Here is a 16206-nt window from a genome sequence, read left to right on the forward strand (position 1 = left end):
TCATTCGAATTATTCATTTCATCCCTCTTTCTTCATTCGTAGTCTGTGCTATTATATCAGATAAGCTTTTCGATGGCTATTCTCTTACACTATTGGAACAAAAAAAGAAATCAGTTAGTAATATAACTACTGATTTCTTTGATTATAACTATTTATTTTCTTCGATTGTAGCAAGTCGTTCTTCTACTTCTTTTTCAGAGAGATTATTTTGTATGACATATAAATTAGGAGAACTAGTACGGCATTCGTGAGAACAACTTCTCATATATTTAAATTCATTTTCTTCCGAACATAGCATTTGTCGATTACATTTTGGATTTGCACAATTCACATATCGTTCGCATGGAGAGCCATCAAACCAATCTTTACCTACAACAACATGTTCTTTTTTATTAATATCTACTCCGATACGAGTATCAAAGACGTACATTTTTCCATCCCATAGTTCTCCCTGAACTTCAGGATCATTTGCGTAAGTAGCAATTCCACCATGGAGTTGTCCCACATCTTCAAATCCTTCTTTTAGAAGCCAACCCGAAAATTTTTCACATCGTATTCCACCTGTACAGTAGGTAACAACTCGTTTGTCCATAAACTGTTCTTTGTTTTCTCGTATCCATTCTGGTAATTCACGGAAATTATGAATATCAGGTCGAACGGCACCACGGAAATGACCTAAATCATACTCATAGTCATTTCGTGCATCGATTACAATCGTATCTTCATCTAAAATTGCTTCCTTAAACTCGTTAGGAGAAAGATATTGACCCGTTACTTCATTTGGATCTAAATCATCTTTTTCTAAATTTAAAGTTACTATTTCTGGACGAAAGCGAACAAACATTTTTTTAAAAGCATGTCCATCTGATTCATCTATTTTCCACATAATATCTTCGAAACGTGAATCTTGTTTCATGTAATCCATATAGGCTTCTGTTTGTTCATAAGTACCGGAAACTGTTCCATTGATTCCTTCTTCTGCAACTAAAATCCTTCCTTTTAGACCTAAGTTTTTACAAAAATTGAGATGTTCTTGTGTATACATTTCTGGATTTTCAATTGTTACATATTTATAGTAAAGTAAGACACGATATTGTTCATTCATTTTTTATTCCTCCATTTTACGCTTTGTATCCAACTATTAATTATACACTTCTAATCAATCAAAATCTACTTTTCTAATTAGAAGAAAGTAAAAAGTATATTAAAAAAGAAACCCGCTAATATTTAGCGGGTAAAGCCAATTATTTTTTTATGTATTTATCTGTTAATTCAATAAAACTTCTAGCATCTTCAGCCATTATTTCTATTCCTTGTTTCCAAAAATCTGGTTTAGTTATATCTTTTCCTAAATGTTTCAAGACTAAATCTTCAGTGCTCATAACTGCTGTATCTCTCAATAGAGCTATATATTTTCCCTCAAATCCATCTGGATTTTTCTTATACTCAGCAAAAATACTTAAACTAAATAGGAAACCAAATGTATAAGGGAAATTATAAAATGGTACGTTATCAATGAAGAAATGTAATTTAGAGGCCCAAAAATGAGGATGAAGTTCACTCAAGTGATCTTGGTAAGCTTCTTTTTGTGCTGCTTCCATTAACTCGGAAAGTCTATCAGCTGAAACTAATCCTTCTTGTCGTTCTGCATAAAATGATTTTTCAAACAAAAATCGAGAATGAATATTCATAAACATTGAAGTTGCGCCTTCTAATTTAGTGTCTAAAAGAGAGATTTTTTCTTCCTCCGATTTAGCTGCATCTACAGTTGCACTAGACACTAATGTTTCAGCAAAAGTGGATGCCGTTTCTGCTACGTTCATTGCATAGTTCGTATTTTTTAAAGGCAAGTCCCACATGGTATAAGAATGGAAAGCATGACCGATTTCATGAGCAAGAGTACTCATATCGCTTGACGAACCAGTGAAGGTCATGAATATTCGTGATTCTTTTGATTCTGGTAAACCTGTACAATATCCACCAGGGCGTTTTCCAGCGCGATCTTCAGCTTCTACCCACTGTTTGTCTACTAAATTTTGAGCAAAGTCTGCTAATTTTGGACCAAACGTACGGAAATTTTCAATAATAAAATCTACAGCTTCATCATAACTGAATATTCTGGGTTCAAAATCACCAACAGATATGGGTGCTTCTACATCATACCAAGCAAGTTTGTCTTTCCCCATCAAAGCTGCTTTCCGATCTAAAAAGTCGAAGAAAGGTTGTTTACTAGAGCTAATGGCATCCCACATCGTATCTAATGTTTCTTTTTGTATACGGTTATAGCGTAATGGCTTTTCTAAGAAATCGTCAACACCGTGTAGTTGATAATCGGCTAAACGGAATCCTTGCAGTCGATTTAAGGTGTCTGCAAACAACGGAGCATTTTCTCCCCAAGCTTTTTCCCATTCACCGAATATTTTTTTTCGAATTTCAGGATCTGGATCAGAATACATCCGGTTCATTGCTTGTCCTGCAGATAGCTCCTGAATCTTTCCGTTTTTATCTTCAACTGGAATTTTTATGAAGGAAACCAATGTATTATAATGAGAACTCCATCCATTAAATCCATCTGGTCGAAGCATGGAAAGAATTTTTTCTTCCGGTTCACTTAATAATCTAGAGCCTTCTTCACGGATTTCAGTTAGTGCAAATTGAATGGGGAGAAAGGAATCTAGTTCAAGTAATTTTTTAAAATCTTTTTCAGAAATAGCTGCAATTTTTTTAGTCAAAGATGTGTTTAAAATAGAAAAACGACTTCTTAATTGGGATATTTGATCTTTTACAATTCCAGCGTGTGTATCTGTTACGTCTGCAGATTGAACGGCGGTAATAAAGCTGTTTGATTGAGAAATAGCACGCTGAATTTCATCGCTCTTATCTAATAACTCTGAGAGTATAGAATATTCAGGTTTATCTTTTTCTGGCTCCCAGCTGTCATTTAAAGAGTGGTACTGATCTAAGAGGGAACGAACGGTCGTTAGTTTCTCTTGTAAAGTAGTTGAATGACTACCTCCTGTAAAAATGGACTCCAAATCCCATGTTTGTTGATATTTCATAATATAATTCCTTTCCAAATCTATACTATATTTGTATTACATATGCTTAACTTTAGTTGAAGAAGATGGAAAAAGCAAAAGAATTCTAAGATTTCGATGAAAATTAGCCTAAGAACATTTAAGTACTAATTGCCATCTGCTCGTAAAATTGATAAAATAAGAGAATGTAAATAAGAAGAGAAGAGGGATTTGAATGGCAGGACATTCAAAATGGAGTAAAATTAAGAATTCAAAAGGTGCGGCCGATCAACAAAGAGGAAAAGTATTTCAAAAGTTTTCCAAAGAAATTTATGTAGCAGCAAAGAATGGTGGTCCTGACCCTGCTACAAATCCAGCTTTACGTTTAAAAGTTGATAAAGCGAAAGCAGCAAATATGCCAAATGACAATATTAATCGAGCTATAAAAAAAGCAACTACAGCTGGTGAGGGTGAAAATTACGAAGAAGTAAATTATGAAGGGTATGGTCCAAATGGTGTTGCCGTATTGGTTCATACACTGACTGACAATCGTAATCGAACTGCTACAAATATTCGAGTTGCTTTCAATAAAAATGGTGGTTCTCTTGGAGAAACAGGTTCTGTTAGTTATATGTTCGAAAGAAAAGGGTACATTGCAATTGATCGGGAAAATTTAGATGTAGACGAAGATACAATGTTGATGAGTGTGTTAGAGGCTGGCGGAGAAGAATTGGAGACAAGTGATGAAGTATTTGAAATTTACACGAATCCTTCTGATCTAGCAGATGTTCGAGATGCCTTACAAGCTGAAGGGTATATACTTGCTCAAACGGAGTCAACAATGGTTCCACAAATAATGGTACAGGTTGATCCTGATAAAGAAGAACTATTTTTAACAATGATTGAAAAATTAGAAGATGACGATGATGTTTCTGAAGTGTTCCATAATGCAGAACTTTCAGAATCATAATGAAATGTAAAAAAGAAGTTGAGAGAATTAATTCTCTCAACTTCTTTTTTTTCGTTTCTTTCTAGCATCTGCATCCGTAGGTAAATTTTCACCTATTTCAACAAATTCGTTAATTTTTTGTTGTGATTCTTCATCCGATAGTACATATGAAAAACCTTCACCAGTGACACTTTGAACCTCTGTTAAGACAACAAATGCGTTTGGATCGATTTGTTTCACTAATCTACTTAGAGGCATCACTTGTTGACGGCTAATAACGACCATAATTACTTTTGTAGGATTACTCCTAAAATATCCTTCAGCATTGAATAAAGTCATGCCTCTTCCTAATAAACGGTCAATTTCATTTGCAATTTCTTGGTGTTTCTCCGAAATAATCATTACAGATTTTTTAGGATTGTAGCCTTCTAGAATAAAATTTAATACTTTCGTTTGAACATAAAGATGAACAATCGTTAAAACGACATTCTCTAATCCAATAATAAAGATAGAAGGGACTACAATCAGAATATCTAGGATGAGTAATGAAACACTAGTGCTCCATCCAAAATATTTATTAATAATTAAGGCAATAATATCTGTTCCTGCAGTTGAACCACCGGCTTGAAAAATCACTCCAATTCCAAAACCTACCAAAGCTCCTGAACAAAGTGGGGCTAAAATAGCATGTTCCATTATGAAATTCCAATCAGCAGTAAGGTAAAGAAAAATAGATGTCAAGATAGTCGCAAAAATAGTGAGTCGCATAGTACGTTTATCTAAATATCGATATCCAATTAATAAAATAAATCCATTGAATACAATCGTAGAAATATAAACAGGAATCTCTGACACATAAAAAATCATTAAACTTAGTCCTGTAACTCCACCTTCACCTAAATTATTGGGGATGGAAAACATGTTAATTGCTATTGAAAATATGAATGCTCCTATGACAGATAGAAAAATTGATCTACTTAGACCTCTTTTCAAAGTAAATCCCTCCTTTTATATAAAACCTTTACTAGTATAGCAAATTTTAAATACTTTTTAACTAAAATAAAGAAATCTCTTCTAAAAAGATAAACAAAAAATGAAAATTCATTAAAACACGTATTTATACTATGTATGTACAAAAATAATAGGAAGGAGGATTTCATTGGAGAAGAGAGCAGCAGATTTATTGAAACTAGCAGTTAGTAGAGGAGTCAGCGATATTCATATCCTTCCTGACCAAACTAGTTATAAAATTCATTTTCGAGTTTCTACGGGAATGCAAAAGGTGTCAGAGTATCCTTTAGAGCTTGGAGAAAGATTGATTTCATATTTTAAATTCCTATCAAATATGGATGTAGGGGAGAGACGAAAACCCCAGTCAGGTTCTTGTAGCTATTTAGTAGATCAAACTACCATTGAACTCAGATTGTCTACTATATCCAATTACCTGTATCAAGAATCCCTCGTTTTAAGAATTTTATATTCTCAAACAAATGAATTGAATGAAGATATGCAAGTGTTTTTCAAAAAAGATTCCCTGCACTTAGAAAAACTTTTAAATTATAAAAGTGGGCTTATCCTTTTTTCTGGGCCTGTTGGTTCTGGTAAAACAACAACCATCTATCATCTTTTACGCAAAAAATATGCAACAGAACCAATCCAAATCATTACGATGGAAGATCCAGTAGAAATTAAAGAACCCAATTTTTTACAAACACAAATAAATGAAAAGGCTGGTATTAGTTATTCTGCCTTAATTAAACAAAGTTTACGGCATCATCCAGATATTCTTGTGATTGGAGAAATTAGAGATGAAGAAACAGCTAAAATGGTTATTCGTAGTGCACTGACTGGTCATTTAGTATTAGCAACCATCCATGCAAAAGAATGTTTAGGAGTATTAGAGCGAATGCTGGAGTTAGATGTTTCCTACGAACAACTGAAGCAATCTTTGATTGGAATTGTTTCCCAACGGTTAATTAACAAGTATTGCGCAATATGTGAGGGACCTTGTTCAGTTTTTTGTGAACATTTTCCTGTTCATCAAAAGAGAGCTGTTTTGTTTGAAATAATATCCGGAGACTCTTTAAAAAAAGTAATGGACAAGAAAGGAGGGAACCCGCAATTTAAAAGAAGGAACCAAAAGTTGCGGACCGCCTATGTATGTGGCTTTATTACAAAGAAAGATTTTCAAGAGTATCAACTCTTCTAAAAAATGGAAGATTCATCAGCAAAGTTATTTTTTAGAACGTCTCTCTGAATTATTAAAAGAAGGATTTTCTTTAGGAGAGGCTTTATCTTTTCTTCAAATGATGATGGAAAAAGAAAAGAAAGATATTGAAGGTATGATGGAAAAAATGGAAGAAGGAAAATCGTTTCCAGAATCATTAATTCAATTTGGCTTTTCAGAACAAGTGATTAGTCAACTCCATCTCTCTTTGCTACACGCTAATTTTACAGATACATTAAAACTTTGCTCTACTCACATTATTGAAAAACAAAAACAATTTGGAAATTTAAAAAAAGTAGTGGTTTATCCTCTTTTCTTATTACTATTTTCTATATTTATGTTATTAGCGATCCGAGAAGTTTTATTACCAACGTTAGAGTCATCTTTACTATCAAATGAAGAGAGTACAAATTATTTTGTTTACATTTTACTTTTTTTTCTAAAATATCTACCTCAACTGTTACTAGGAGCTATTTTCATTTTCGGGCTTATTTACGTCCTTTTAAAAAGATGGCTTTCACACAAAAACGTGTTGGAAAGGGCAAGCATCTTTTGTAAGGTACCAATCATTGGAAAATGGTATCTCAATTATTATAGTTCTTTATTTAGTAGAGAACTATCTTACTTTTACTTAAATGGACAATCTATTTACAAAATTGTAGAAGCACTTCAAGCAGAGACTTCAACATTATTCATGCATCAAATTTCGTTAGTAATGGAAGAAGGATTAAAGAAGGGAGACCATCTAAAGATAATTATTGATCAGTTTCCTTTTTTTAGAAAAGAATTAAGTTGGATCATCTATCAAGGAGAGTTAACCAGTCAGGTAGGAGTCAAATTAAAAATTTATAGTCAAGAATGTCATCGAACGATGATGCAAGATATAGAAAAAAAGATTAATTTATTGCAACCTTTGTTGTTTTCATTTATTGGATTCATTGTTGTTTTTGTTTATGCCATATTGATGTTGCCCATGCTAAATATGATAGGAGGATTTTAAGATGAAAAAATTTAGAAAGTATTTAAAAGATGATCGTGGTTTTACTTTGGTAGAAATGGTAATTGTATTATTTATTATTTCTATACTAAGTTTGATATTTATACCAAATATCGCAAATACAAAAAAAGATGTAGAAGATGATGGCAGGAAGGCATTAACAACCGTTATTCAAACACAAGCAGATTTGTATGAGTACAAAAATAGTGAAAGACCTACTTTAGATGTATTAGCTGAAAAGAAGTACATAACAGATGGACAAAAACAAAAAGCAATAGAATGGGGAATTCTTACAGAAGTGATTGAATGAAATGAGTAAAAATATTCTTCAAAATCAAAATGGCTTTACACTGTTTGAAACGCTAGTTGTTCTTTCGATTACAACGCTTCTCGTTTTACTCATTCCCATTCAAGGTTTTATGGATACAAACGAACTTTCCGAACAATTTTTCTTTGAGGACTTTTTAACACAGTGGGAAAATGCCCAAAATTATGCAGTTATTACGGGTGAACCAGTAAAAGTGGAATTACGTAAACCAATAAATGGGATTTCTCAAATTAAATTTATAACAAATAATGGAAATGTTACTTTTATTGATCAAAAAATCAGTGTACCAGCGAGTGTTTCTATCTTAGAAAATCAATCCTATTGGATCAAAAAATCATCAGGGTATATCACTCCACAAACCATTATTTTTCGAACGGAACGATATCTTTTTAAAATCAAAATTCAATTTGGAAATGGACGTTATCATATTGAAAAAACTGAAATATGAAAAGGGATCAATTTTATTAGAGAGTATTGTAGCGTTATCCATTATTAGTTTAGTAATTCTTACATTTTTTCCCTTCCAAACAAATATGCGACAATTATTACTAGAACGAAAAAATGAAGTTGAGTTCTGGCGTTTCGCTCAAGACTATGTGAGGCAAGAAATAGTAGTAAAAGAACCAACAAATTTTGGACAACGTATTTCAGATGGAAATCAGTTAGTGGCTAGTTGGAAGGGAAATGTTCATTCATTGACGATTACGAATTACAATCAGGAAGTGATTACTATTGAATATCTTTCTAGCGATTAAAATGAATTTGAAAAATCAAGAAGGATTTACCTTGTTAGAAAGCTTACTTGCTTTATTTGTAAATAGCTTGATCGTCTTATTGATTGGTTCTCTTTTACATTCAGCACAAAATATGAAAGATTCTCTTCAGCATGAGAAAAATATTGAATGGCATATTTTTTTAAACCAAGCAGAACATGATCTCCTTAATAAAAAAATAAAAAGTAGAACACCTAAAATCATTACTTTGTCAGAAGATGGTACAAAAACTACGTATACGTATATGTTAAAAGCAACCGAATTAAGAAGACAAAAAGATAACACCGGATATGTCCCCATGCTTACAGAAGTACGAGATTTAAATTTTCAAGATGCTATAGGGGGGATAAAAATACAGAGTGTGTTCAAAAATGAAAAGGAGATGGAGGCCTATCTACCTATTGAAATATACACAGAAAAAGAATTGAATTCATTGAATAATGAACAAGGTGGAATTCTCCCCATAGTTTTAGTAAGTATTTTTTTATTGGAGCTTAGCTTTTTTGGAACGTTTCGCATTTATCAAAATAAAATGTATACATATGAAACATTAGTCAATCATTACCAATCTCAAACTCTTTTTGCTTATTCCGAAAAAATAATAAAGGATGAATTTATTTTATCTGGAAAAAAAGTGCCAAGTAGTTTTAGTTTTAATATAGGGGAAGTCATGATAGTTAGCCTCTCATCAGAACAGTATCAAATCACTAGTCAGTTAACAAGTGGTTTTAGTGAGAAGAAAGAAGTAACGATAGTAAAAAAAATCCCCACAAATGACTCGCAACAAACTGATGAATTTGAAAGTAAAAAAGGATCTGTCCCCCAAAAAAACAGCCGATGATTCTTATCGGCTGTTTTTGAATGTCCAAAATAATAAAGCTTTTTCAACTATTTTCATAATACTGTCCTTACACACGGTTTATTTGTTATAATGGATAAGGTTATTTGAAAATTAATGGTACATAAATGGAAGGAAGTAGATGAAATGAGCAGACTTTCAAAAATACAAGCAATTTTAAAAAATAAGGAGCTAGATGCACTCCTAGTAACGAGCCCTTATAATTTACGTTATGTTTCAAATTTTACAGGAACAACAGGCTTAGCCTTAATTACACAAGAGCAAGCTTTTTTCATAACTGATTTCCGTTATACAAAACAAGCAGCGGATCAAGCAAAAGGTTTTGAAATCGTTCGGAATAATGGTCCAATTTTTGATGAAGTCAAAAAAATTGTTGAGAGTAAAGGACTTATTCAATTAGGATTTGAAGATACTCATGTTTCTTTTCGTAGTTTTGATCAATTAGAAACAATGTTAGATTGCGACTTAATACCTTCTTCAGGAATAGTTGAAGAGTTGAGAGAAATCAAAGATGAATCAGAAATTGCTATTATCAAAAAAGCATGTGAAATTGCAGATGCTGGTTTTAAATACATACTTGATTACATCAAACCAGGTGTTTCAGAAATTGAAATTGCAAATAAACTTGATTTTCATATGCGAGAACTAGGAGCAACAGGTGTTTCTTTTGAAACCATTGTTGCGAGTGGCTATCGATCCGCTATGCCTCATGGTGTAGCTAGTGAAAAACTAATTGAACAAGGAGATTTTGTAACTCTTGATTTTGGTTGTTACTATAATGGCTATGTATCTGATATGACAAGAACGGTTTCAGTAGGAGAGCCACTTCCTAAACTCAAAGAAATATACAAAATTGTTTTAGAAGCACAATTAAAAGTCTTAGAAGAAGCAAAAGCAGGTATGACAGGTATCGAAGTAGATCGTATCGCTCGTGATGTTATTTCTTCTTATGGATATGGTGATTACTTTGGTCATTCAAATGGACACGGAATTGGATTGGAAATTCATGAAGGTCCAAATACTTCTCAAAAAGCGCCAAAAAAACTAGTTGTGGGAAATGTGATAACAAATGAACCAGGAATCTACTTGGATGGAATCGGTGGAGTTCGGATCGAGGACGATTTGATTATTACAGCAACTGGAAATGAAATCCTTACACATTCTACAAAAGAATTAATAATCCTATAATTAAGTACCACGAAACGATCAGAATATGGTAAACTAAAGCAAAAGTTCGACTCAGGAGGAAAAAACATGATATCAGTAAATGATTTTAAAAATGGTTTAACAATTGAAATGGACGGTGGACTATGGAAAGTCGTTGATTTCCAACACGTTAAACCTGGTAAAGGTGCAGCTTTTGTACGTACAAAGCTTAAAAACCTTCGAACAGGTGCGGCTCAAGAAAAAACATTCCGTGCTGGTGAAAAAGTTGGACGCGCACATATTGATAATAAAAAAATGCAGTACTTATACGAATCAGGTGGTTCTCATGTGTTTATGGATACAGAGAATTACGAACAAATTGAATTAAACTCAGATCAAATTGAACATGAATTAGACTTCTTAAGAGAGAATATGGAAGTTCATGTAATTATGTATGGTTCAGAAACTCTTGGAGTAGATTTACCAAACACTGTTGTATTAGTCGTTGAAGAAACAGAACCAGGTATTAAAGGCGATACAGCATCTGGTGGTTCAAAACCAGCTAAAATGGAGACTGGATTATACGTAAACGTACCTTTCTTTGTGAACGTAGGAGATAAACTAATTATTAATACGACAGATAGCTCTTATATTTCTAGAGCATAACTAGAAAATGATTCATATAAATAATTAAAGTAAGGAGACGTTTACGATGGAAGAAACAAAAATACCATTAACAAATAAAGATGTAAATTTAGGTAAAATTGAAATTGCACCTGAAGTAATCGAAGTAATATCAGGTATTGCAGCAAATAAAATTGATGGACTATACGCTATGCAAGGAACGTTTAAAACTGGCGTAAACGAGTTACTAGGACGTTCTTCTTTAAATAAAGGAGTCCACTTAGAAGTAGACGAGAATGGTCTTTCTGTTGATGTATATTGTTATGTAAAATATGGTGTCTCAGTACCGAAAGTAGCATTGGAATTACAACTAAAAATTAAAGAGCAGATTCTTTTCATGAGTGATTTAGAAGTTAGCATGGTAAATGTTCATGTTGTAGGACTTGTTAATCCAAAAGAAGATGGAAAGAATTACCAAGTGATGCATACAGAACTGGAGGAAAACGAGTGACTTTTCCATCCTTAAACCGACACCAGATTCGGGAAAAAGCACTTCAGACTATTTTTCAATTAAATTCCAATGAAGAGTTAAGTAGAGAAGAAGCCATTCAGATGGCACTCTTAAGCGATATTGAAGACGCAGAAGAGGGGTTAGTTATGATCGATCAACCTTACTTAAGTCGTTTAGTAGATGGAGTATTGGATCATTTGGATGCTATTAACGAATCCATTCGTCCGTATTTAAAAAACTGGTCTTTAGAAAGATTACCCAAAACCGACACAATTATTTTACAAATAGCTGTTTATGAAATGCTATATGCTCAAGATGAAGAAGTTCCTCAAAAAGTTGCTTTAAATGAAGCAATTGAACTTGCAAAAGAATATTGTGATGAAAGTTCACGGAAATTCATTAACGGAGTATTATCCAATCTGATAGATAGCACAGAAAAACCTTAATGACTGAGTCATTGGGGTTTTTCTTTTTTATATGAAAGGAAAGATCGCACGTGTTCCCGTTCAATACTAGATTATGGTAAAATAGTAGAAGCGAACAGAAATCGTAGCAGAAGGGATGATGAAATGAAAACAGAGTTACTCGACGGGAAAAAATTGGCCCAAGATATGCAACTTCAGATGAAAGAACGAGTCAATAAATTAAAAGAAAAAGGAAAAATTCCAGGTTTGACAGTTATTTTAGTAGGAGAAAATAAAGCTAGTCAGACATATGTACGAAACAAAGAAAGACAAGCCAAAAAAATAGGAATTCATTCGACGATCATCCGGCTTCCTGATACAACAACTGAAGAAGAAGTGATAAATGAAGTAGAAAAATTGAATGAAAATCCAGCGATTCATGGTATTTTAGTTCAATTACCTTTACCCAAACAAATGGATGAACAAAAAGTACTTCGATCCATTCGTTATGAAAAAGATGTAGATGGATTCCATCCAATGAATATGGGGAACTTTCTGTTGGGCAATCAAGCAACCTTACCATGTACACCTTATGGAATTATGACCTTATTAAAAGCTAACGGAGTAGAACTAGAAGGAAAACGTGCTTTAGTTATTGGACGAAGCAATATTGTAGGAAAACCGATGGCCTTGATGCTAATGAATGCCAATGCTACTGTAACGATTGCCCATTCTCGAACTGAAAACCTAAAAGAATTAGCTCAAAATGCAGATATTTTAATTTCTGCAATTGGAAGTGGACACTTTGTTACAGCTGACTTTTTAAAGTCAGCTGCTGTTGTAGTAGATGTAGGAATGAATCGAGATGAACACGGTAAATTAATTGGTGATGTAGATACGGAAGGAGCGATGGGAATCGCTAGTAAAATTACTCCTGTTCCTGGAGGGGTTGGTCCCATGACCATCACGATGCTATTGGAACAGACCATCAAAAAAGTAGAAGATGAATTGAGGTGACTTCGTGAGCAAACAGTATCTCACGGTAACTGCTTTAACTAAATATATTAAAAGGAAATTTGATGCGGATCCGTATTTGGAGAGAGTATACTTAACAGGAGAAATATCCAACTATAAAAAACGTCAAAACCATCAATATTTTAGTATTAAAGATGATCATGCCGTCATCCAAGCAGTAATGTACAAAAGAGAGTTTAGTCGCTTAAAATTCCAACTTCAAGAAGGAATGAAAATTCTTCTGGTTGGTAGAGTAAATGTTTATGAAGCAAGTGGCAATTATAATATCATTATTGAACATATGGAACCCGATGGAATTGGTGCTCTTTATCAAGCTTATACTGATTTGAAAGATAAATTGGCAAAAGAAGGTCTTTTTTCAGCACCTAAAAAACCATTGCCTGTATTCCCTAAAAAAATTGCTATCGTAACAAGTCCCAGCGGAGCAGTTATACGAGATATTATGACAACGATTAAAAGAAGATATCCGATCGCACAGTTAGTGCTTTTTCCAACGGTGGTCCAAGGGAAAGACTCCGCTCCTGATATTATTAAAAATTTGAAAAAAATTAATGAAGCAAACGAATATGATGTGGTTATTATCGGACGTGGTGGCGGATCTATTGAAGATTTATGGTCATTTAATGAAGAAAAGGTCGTACGCCAAATTTTTTCTATGGACGTTCCGATTATTTCATCAGTAGGACATGAAACGGATACAACATTATCCGATTTAGTAGCTGATGTGAGAGCAGCGACACCTACAGCAGCAGCAGAGTTGTCTGTTCCCGTTCTTGCAGATGTGCTACAGCATATCCAAAACCAAAAGCAACGATTGTACCAAGTAATGCGAAGTATGTTTGCAGTACGTCAAGAGAAATTGAATCGTCTGATGCATTCCTATGTTTTTAGGCAACCAAATCGAATTTATGAAGCACATATGTTGAAGGTTGATCAAAGTACTACTCAGTTACAAAATGAAATGATTAAAAGAGTAACCGAAGCACAGCACCGCTACCAACAAACTTCTCTGCAATTACGAAATGTTAACCCAATAACAAAGATACGCCTTCTTGAAAAAGAATTACAAGATATCGATGGGGATTTACACGTTACAATGAAACGTTATCTATTAGAAAAAGAACGTGATATGGTCCAATTGATGCAATCATTAGACTTTTTGAGTCCACTTAAAATTATGACCAGAGGATATTCTTATGTCACGCTAGAAGACCAGGTTGTCAACTCGATTCAACAAATAAAAGTAGGCGATTACGTGAATATTAATTTAAAAGATGGGAATGTCCGTACAGAAATAAATAAGATTGAGGAGAAGAAACATGTCTGAAAATAAAAAAGAAAAACGAAGCTTTGAAGAAGCCTTACAAGGTTTAGAAAAAATAGTAAACCAATTGGAATCAGGTGATGTACCATTAGAAGATGCTCTATCCCAATTTCAAGAGGGAATGGAATTGAGCAAATATTGTCAAGAAACTTTAAATAATGCTGAACGAACGTTAACGAAGATGATTGGAAATGATGGGACGGTTCAGAATTTTGAAGAGCCGAATACCGCTGGAGGAGAATAATGAAATGGACTTAAAAGCTTTTTCATCTCAATATATGGAAAAATTTGATAATTTCTTAGTATCCTCTTTATATGAATACAGTGCTGATAGCAATTCCTTACAAGAAGCGATGAAATATTCCCTTTTATCAGGTGGAAAAAGATTTCGTCCTTTACTTTTATTTGCAGCCGTTCAACTCGGAAAAGGAAACGTAGAAGATGCTTTTTCAACTGCAGTAGCGCTTGAATGGATTCATACCTACTCTTTAATTCATGACGATTTACCTGCCATGGATGATGATGATTATCGAAGAGGGAATTTAACGACACATCGAAAATTTGATGAAGCAATTGCTATCTTAGCAGGGGATGCTTTGTTAACGGCAGCATTTTCACTTATTTTAAATCAAGAAAAACTATCTGCAAATGAACGACTACAGCTTACCTCCTCTCTTGCAGAGGCAGCAGGACCTAAAGGAATGGTTGCTGGCCAGATGGAAGATATTGAAGCAGAATCCAAAGAACTTACCATTCAACAATTGGAGTCCATTCATAAAAGAAAAACAGGAGCACTCATTGAATTTGCAACGTTTGCAGGGAGTGTACATTCAGGTGTGGACCAAGTGGTTGTAGAGGCATTGCATGAATATGCAGAGCATCTTGGATTGGCTTTTCAAATTCATAATGATTTGAAAGATGTAGTTTTTAATGAAACAGAAACAGGGAAAGCAACTGGAAAAGATGAAGAACTTGAAAAAAATACATATCCTTCTATTTTAGGGATAGAAAAAGCTAAAGAAAAACTAACAGAGGAAATTGATGGGGCTATCAAAGCGATCACTTCTTTAGAAGATGATGCGTATTCCTCTGCAATTGATCAACCAAGTATCTCACTATTTATTGAATTATTAGAGTATGTCAAAATTTAATGACAAGGGGAAGACCTATGGAAAAAGAAAGAATCGATTTGTTGGTTGTCCAACAGGGATTATCAGATTCACGTGAAAAAGCAAAACGAATGATTATGGCTGGTCAAATTTATGATCAGAATAATCAACGCTATGACAAGCCAGGCGAAAAAATCCCTCTTACAACAGAACTGAAAGTAAAAGGGGAGTCTTTAAAATATGTTAGTCGGGGTGGTTTGAAACTAGAAAGAGCCTTACAAATCTTTCAATTAAACCTAACGGATAAAATTGTTTTAGATATTGGCTCTTCTACTGGAGGATTTACAGACGTTTCTTTACAAAATGGAGCAACTCTTTGTTATGCTTTAGATGTTGGAACCAATCAATTAGATTGGAAACTTCGTAATGATGAACGAGTCATAGTAATGGAAAAAGTGAATTTTCGATATAGTAAACCAGAAGATTTCACACATGGTCAACCTGAATTTGCGACGATTGATGTATCTTTTATTTCTCTTAAATTAATTCTACCTGTTCTTAAAACGATTATTACGACAGGAGGAACAGTGGTCGCCTTAATCAAGCCACAGTTTGAAGCAGGAAAAGATAAGGTAGGTAAAAAAGGTATTGTATCTGATCCAAAAATTCATCAAGAGGTTTTGGAGAAAGTTTTACTCTTAGCTACTTCTCATGGATTTGATGTTAAAGGGATTAGTTATTCTCCTATAACCGGTGGTACTGGGAATATTGAGTTCTTAGCTCATTTAGAGTCCAGTGAATTAGAAATAGGTGAAATAGCCGATGTTGTTTCAATTCCTCATGTGATTGAAGAGGCTCATTCGATACTTAAAAATAAAACAATTATTTTAAAATAGGGCATAC

General features: G+C 33.7%; 19 protein-coding genes. 16 read left to right on the top strand and 3 right to left on the bottom strand.

What is annotated here, in order from left to right; all coding sequences use genetic code 11:
• Window positions 1-148: 148 nt before the first annotated feature.
• Both LZ578_RS06340 and LZ578_RS06345 read right to left on the bottom strand, forming a co-directional pair.
• Window positions 149-1105 (bottom strand): rhodanese-related sulfurtransferase, encoded by a 957-nt coding sequence (locus LZ578_RS06340; protein ID WP_235144282.1) that lies wholly within the window; start codon window positions 1103-1105, stop codon window positions 149-151.
• Between the two features lie 139 nt (window positions 1106-1244).
• On the bottom strand, window positions 1245-3059 hold the full coding sequence (locus tag LZ578_RS06345; protein ID WP_235144283.1) for a M3 family oligoendopeptidase: 1815 nt from the start codon (window positions 3057-3059) through the stop codon (window positions 1245-1247).
• A gap of 193 nt (window positions 3060-3252) precedes the next feature.
• On the opposite strand from LZ578_RS06345, the gene LZ578_RS06350 reads away from it, so the two are divergent.
• Entirely contained in the window at window positions 3253-3987 is a 735-nt protein-coding gene (locus tag LZ578_RS06350) for a YebC/PmpR family DNA-binding transcriptional regulator (RefSeq protein WP_235144284.1), read from the top strand.
• Window positions 3988-4023: 36 nt separating this feature from the next.
• On the opposite strand, the gene LZ578_RS06355 is transcribed toward LZ578_RS06350, so the two are convergent.
• Window positions 4024-4959 carry a YitT family protein gene (locus tag LZ578_RS06355; protein ID WP_235144285.1) on the bottom strand — a complete coding sequence of 312 codons (936 nt, stop codon included), beginning with the start codon at window positions 4957-4959 and terminating at the stop codon, window positions 4024-4026.
• A gap of 166 nt (window positions 4960-5125) precedes the next feature.
• Here LZ578_RS06355 and comGA point away from each other — a divergent pair, with 166 nt between their 5' ends.
• From comGA to LZ578_RS06430, 15 genes are all read left to right on the top strand, one after another.
• A complete protein-coding gene (gene comGA / locus LZ578_RS06360) occupies window positions 5126-6175 on the top strand; it encodes a competence type IV pilus ATPase ComGA (protein ID WP_235144286.1) in 1050 nt (349 codons plus the stop codon).
• Window positions 6129-7193: a competence type IV pilus assembly protein ComGB gene (gene comGB, locus LZ578_RS06365; protein ID WP_235144287.1), complete on the top strand. Its 1065-nt coding sequence runs from the start codon at window positions 6129-6131 to the stop codon at window positions 7191-7193. The genes comGA and comGB overlap by 47 nt, the downstream gene beginning before the upstream one ends.
• A 1-nt stretch (window position 7194) precedes the next feature.
• The gene (gene comGC, locus LZ578_RS06370; RefSeq protein WP_235144288.1) at window positions 7195-7500 is read left to right on the top strand and encodes a competence type IV pilus major pilin ComGC; all 306 of its coding nucleotides are present in this window, start codon (window positions 7195-7197) and stop codon (window positions 7498-7500) included.
• 1 nt (window position 7501) lies between these two features.
• Window positions 7502-7966 (top strand): competence type IV pilus minor pilin ComGD, encoded by a 465-nt coding sequence (gene comGD / locus LZ578_RS06375; protein ID WP_235144291.1) that lies wholly within the window; start codon window positions 7502-7504, stop codon window positions 7964-7966.
• Entirely contained in the window at window positions 7947-8273 is a 327-nt protein-coding gene (locus tag LZ578_RS06380) for a type II secretion system protein (RefSeq protein ID WP_235144292.1), read from the top strand. The genes comGD and LZ578_RS06380 overlap by 20 nt, the downstream gene beginning before the upstream one ends.
• On the top strand, window positions 8251-9132 hold the full coding sequence (gene comGF, locus LZ578_RS06385) for a competence type IV pilus minor pilin ComGF (RefSeq protein WP_235144293.1): 882 nt from the start codon (window positions 8251-8253) through the stop codon (window positions 9130-9132). The genes LZ578_RS06380 and comGF overlap by 23 nt, the downstream gene beginning before the upstream one ends.
• A 144-nt stretch (window positions 9133-9276) precedes the next feature.
• Entirely contained in the window at window positions 9277-10338 is a 1062-nt protein-coding gene (locus tag LZ578_RS06390) for a Xaa-Pro peptidase family protein (protein ID WP_235144297.1), read from the top strand.
• A gap of 66 nt (window positions 10339-10404) precedes the next feature.
• Window positions 10405-10962: an elongation factor P gene (efp, locus tag LZ578_RS06395; protein ID WP_235144298.1), complete on the top strand. Its 558-nt coding sequence runs from the start codon at window positions 10405-10407 to the stop codon at window positions 10960-10962.
• A 46-nt stretch (window positions 10963-11008) separates the two neighbouring features.
• Window positions 11009-11431, top strand: a complete 423-nt coding sequence (locus LZ578_RS06400; protein WP_235144299.1) for an Asp23/Gls24 family envelope stress response protein — start codon at window positions 11009-11011, stop codon at window positions 11429-11431.
• Window positions 11428-11877, top strand: a complete 450-nt coding sequence (gene nusB, locus LZ578_RS06405; RefSeq protein ID WP_235144301.1) for a transcription antitermination factor NusB — start codon at window positions 11428-11430, stop codon at window positions 11875-11877. Before LZ578_RS06400 ends, nusB begins: the two co-directional genes overlap by 4 nt.
• A gap of 123 nt (window positions 11878-12000) precedes the next feature.
• Window positions 12001-12852 (top strand): bifunctional methylenetetrahydrofolate dehydrogenase/methenyltetrahydrofolate cyclohydrolase FolD, encoded by an 852-nt coding sequence (gene folD, locus LZ578_RS06410; RefSeq protein ID WP_235144302.1) that lies wholly within the window; start codon window positions 12001-12003, stop codon window positions 12850-12852.
• A gap of 4 nt (window positions 12853-12856) precedes the next feature.
• Complete coding sequence (gene xseA, locus LZ578_RS06415) at window positions 12857-14197, top strand: exodeoxyribonuclease VII large subunit (protein WP_235144304.1); 1341 nt, start codon at window positions 12857-12859, stop codon at window positions 14195-14197.
• The gene (locus tag LZ578_RS06420) at window positions 14190-14438 is read left to right on the top strand and encodes an exodeoxyribonuclease VII small subunit (RefSeq protein WP_235144305.1); all 249 of its coding nucleotides are present in this window, start codon (window positions 14190-14192) and stop codon (window positions 14436-14438) included. The genes xseA and LZ578_RS06420 overlap by 8 nt, the downstream gene beginning before the upstream one ends.
• A gap of 4 nt (window positions 14439-14442) precedes the next feature.
• Window positions 14443-15345 carry a polyprenyl synthetase family protein gene (locus LZ578_RS06425; protein ID WP_235144306.1) on the top strand — a complete coding sequence of 301 codons (903 nt, stop codon included), beginning with the start codon at window positions 14443-14445 and terminating at the stop codon, window positions 15343-15345.
• A 17-nt stretch (window positions 15346-15362) separates the two neighbouring features.
• Window positions 15363-16199 carry a TlyA family RNA methyltransferase gene (locus LZ578_RS06430; protein ID WP_235144307.1) on the top strand — a complete coding sequence of 279 codons (837 nt, stop codon included), beginning with the start codon at window positions 15363-15365 and terminating at the stop codon, window positions 16197-16199.
• The last annotated feature ends 7 nt before the right edge of the window (window positions 16200-16206 follow it).

The organism is Jeotgalibaca sp. MA1X17-3 (assembly GCF_021513155.1).
Lineage (GTDB): Bacteria > Bacillota > Bacilli > Lactobacillales > Aerococcaceae > Jeotgalibaca.

Coding starts and splice junctions, on each gene's coding strand:
- LZ578_RS06425 (WP_235144306.1), top strand. CDS start 14,443: ATGGACTTAAAAGCTTTTTCATCTCAATATATGGAAAAATTTGATAAT.
- LZ578_RS06345 (WP_235144283.1), bottom strand. CDS start 3,059: ATGAAATATCAACAAACATGGGATTTGGAGTCCATTTTTACAGGAGGT.
- folD (WP_235144302.1), top strand. CDS start 12,001: ATGAAAACAGAGTTACTCGACGGGAAAAAATTGGCCCAAGATATGCAA.
- comGC (WP_235144288.1), top strand. CDS start 7,195: ATGAAAAAATTTAGAAAGTATTTAAAAGATGATCGTGGTTTTACTTTG.
- LZ578_RS06390 (WP_235144297.1), top strand. CDS start 9,277: ATGAGCAGACTTTCAAAAATACAAGCAATTTTAAAAAATAAGGAGCTA.
- LZ578_RS06430 (WP_235144307.1), top strand. CDS start 15,363: ATGGAAAAAGAAAGAATCGATTTGTTGGTTGTCCAACAGGGATTATCA.
- LZ578_RS06340 (WP_235144282.1), bottom strand. CDS start 1,105: ATGAATGAACAATATCGTGTCTTACTTTACTATAAATATGTAACAATT.
- comGD (WP_235144291.1), top strand. CDS start 7,502: ATGAGTAAAAATATTCTTCAAAATCAAAATGGCTTTACACTGTTTGAA.
- LZ578_RS06400 (WP_235144299.1), top strand. CDS start 11,009: ATGGAAGAAACAAAAATACCATTAACAAATAAAGATGTAAATTTAGGT.
- LZ578_RS06350 (WP_235144284.1), top strand. CDS start 3,253: ATGGCAGGACATTCAAAATGGAGTAAAATTAAGAATTCAAAAGGTGCG.
- efp (WP_235144298.1), top strand. CDS start 10,405: ATGATATCAGTAAATGATTTTAAAAATGGTTTAACAATTGAAATGGAC.
- LZ578_RS06420 (WP_235144305.1), top strand. CDS start 14,190: ATGTCTGAAAATAAAAAAGAAAAACGAAGCTTTGAAGAAGCCTTACAA.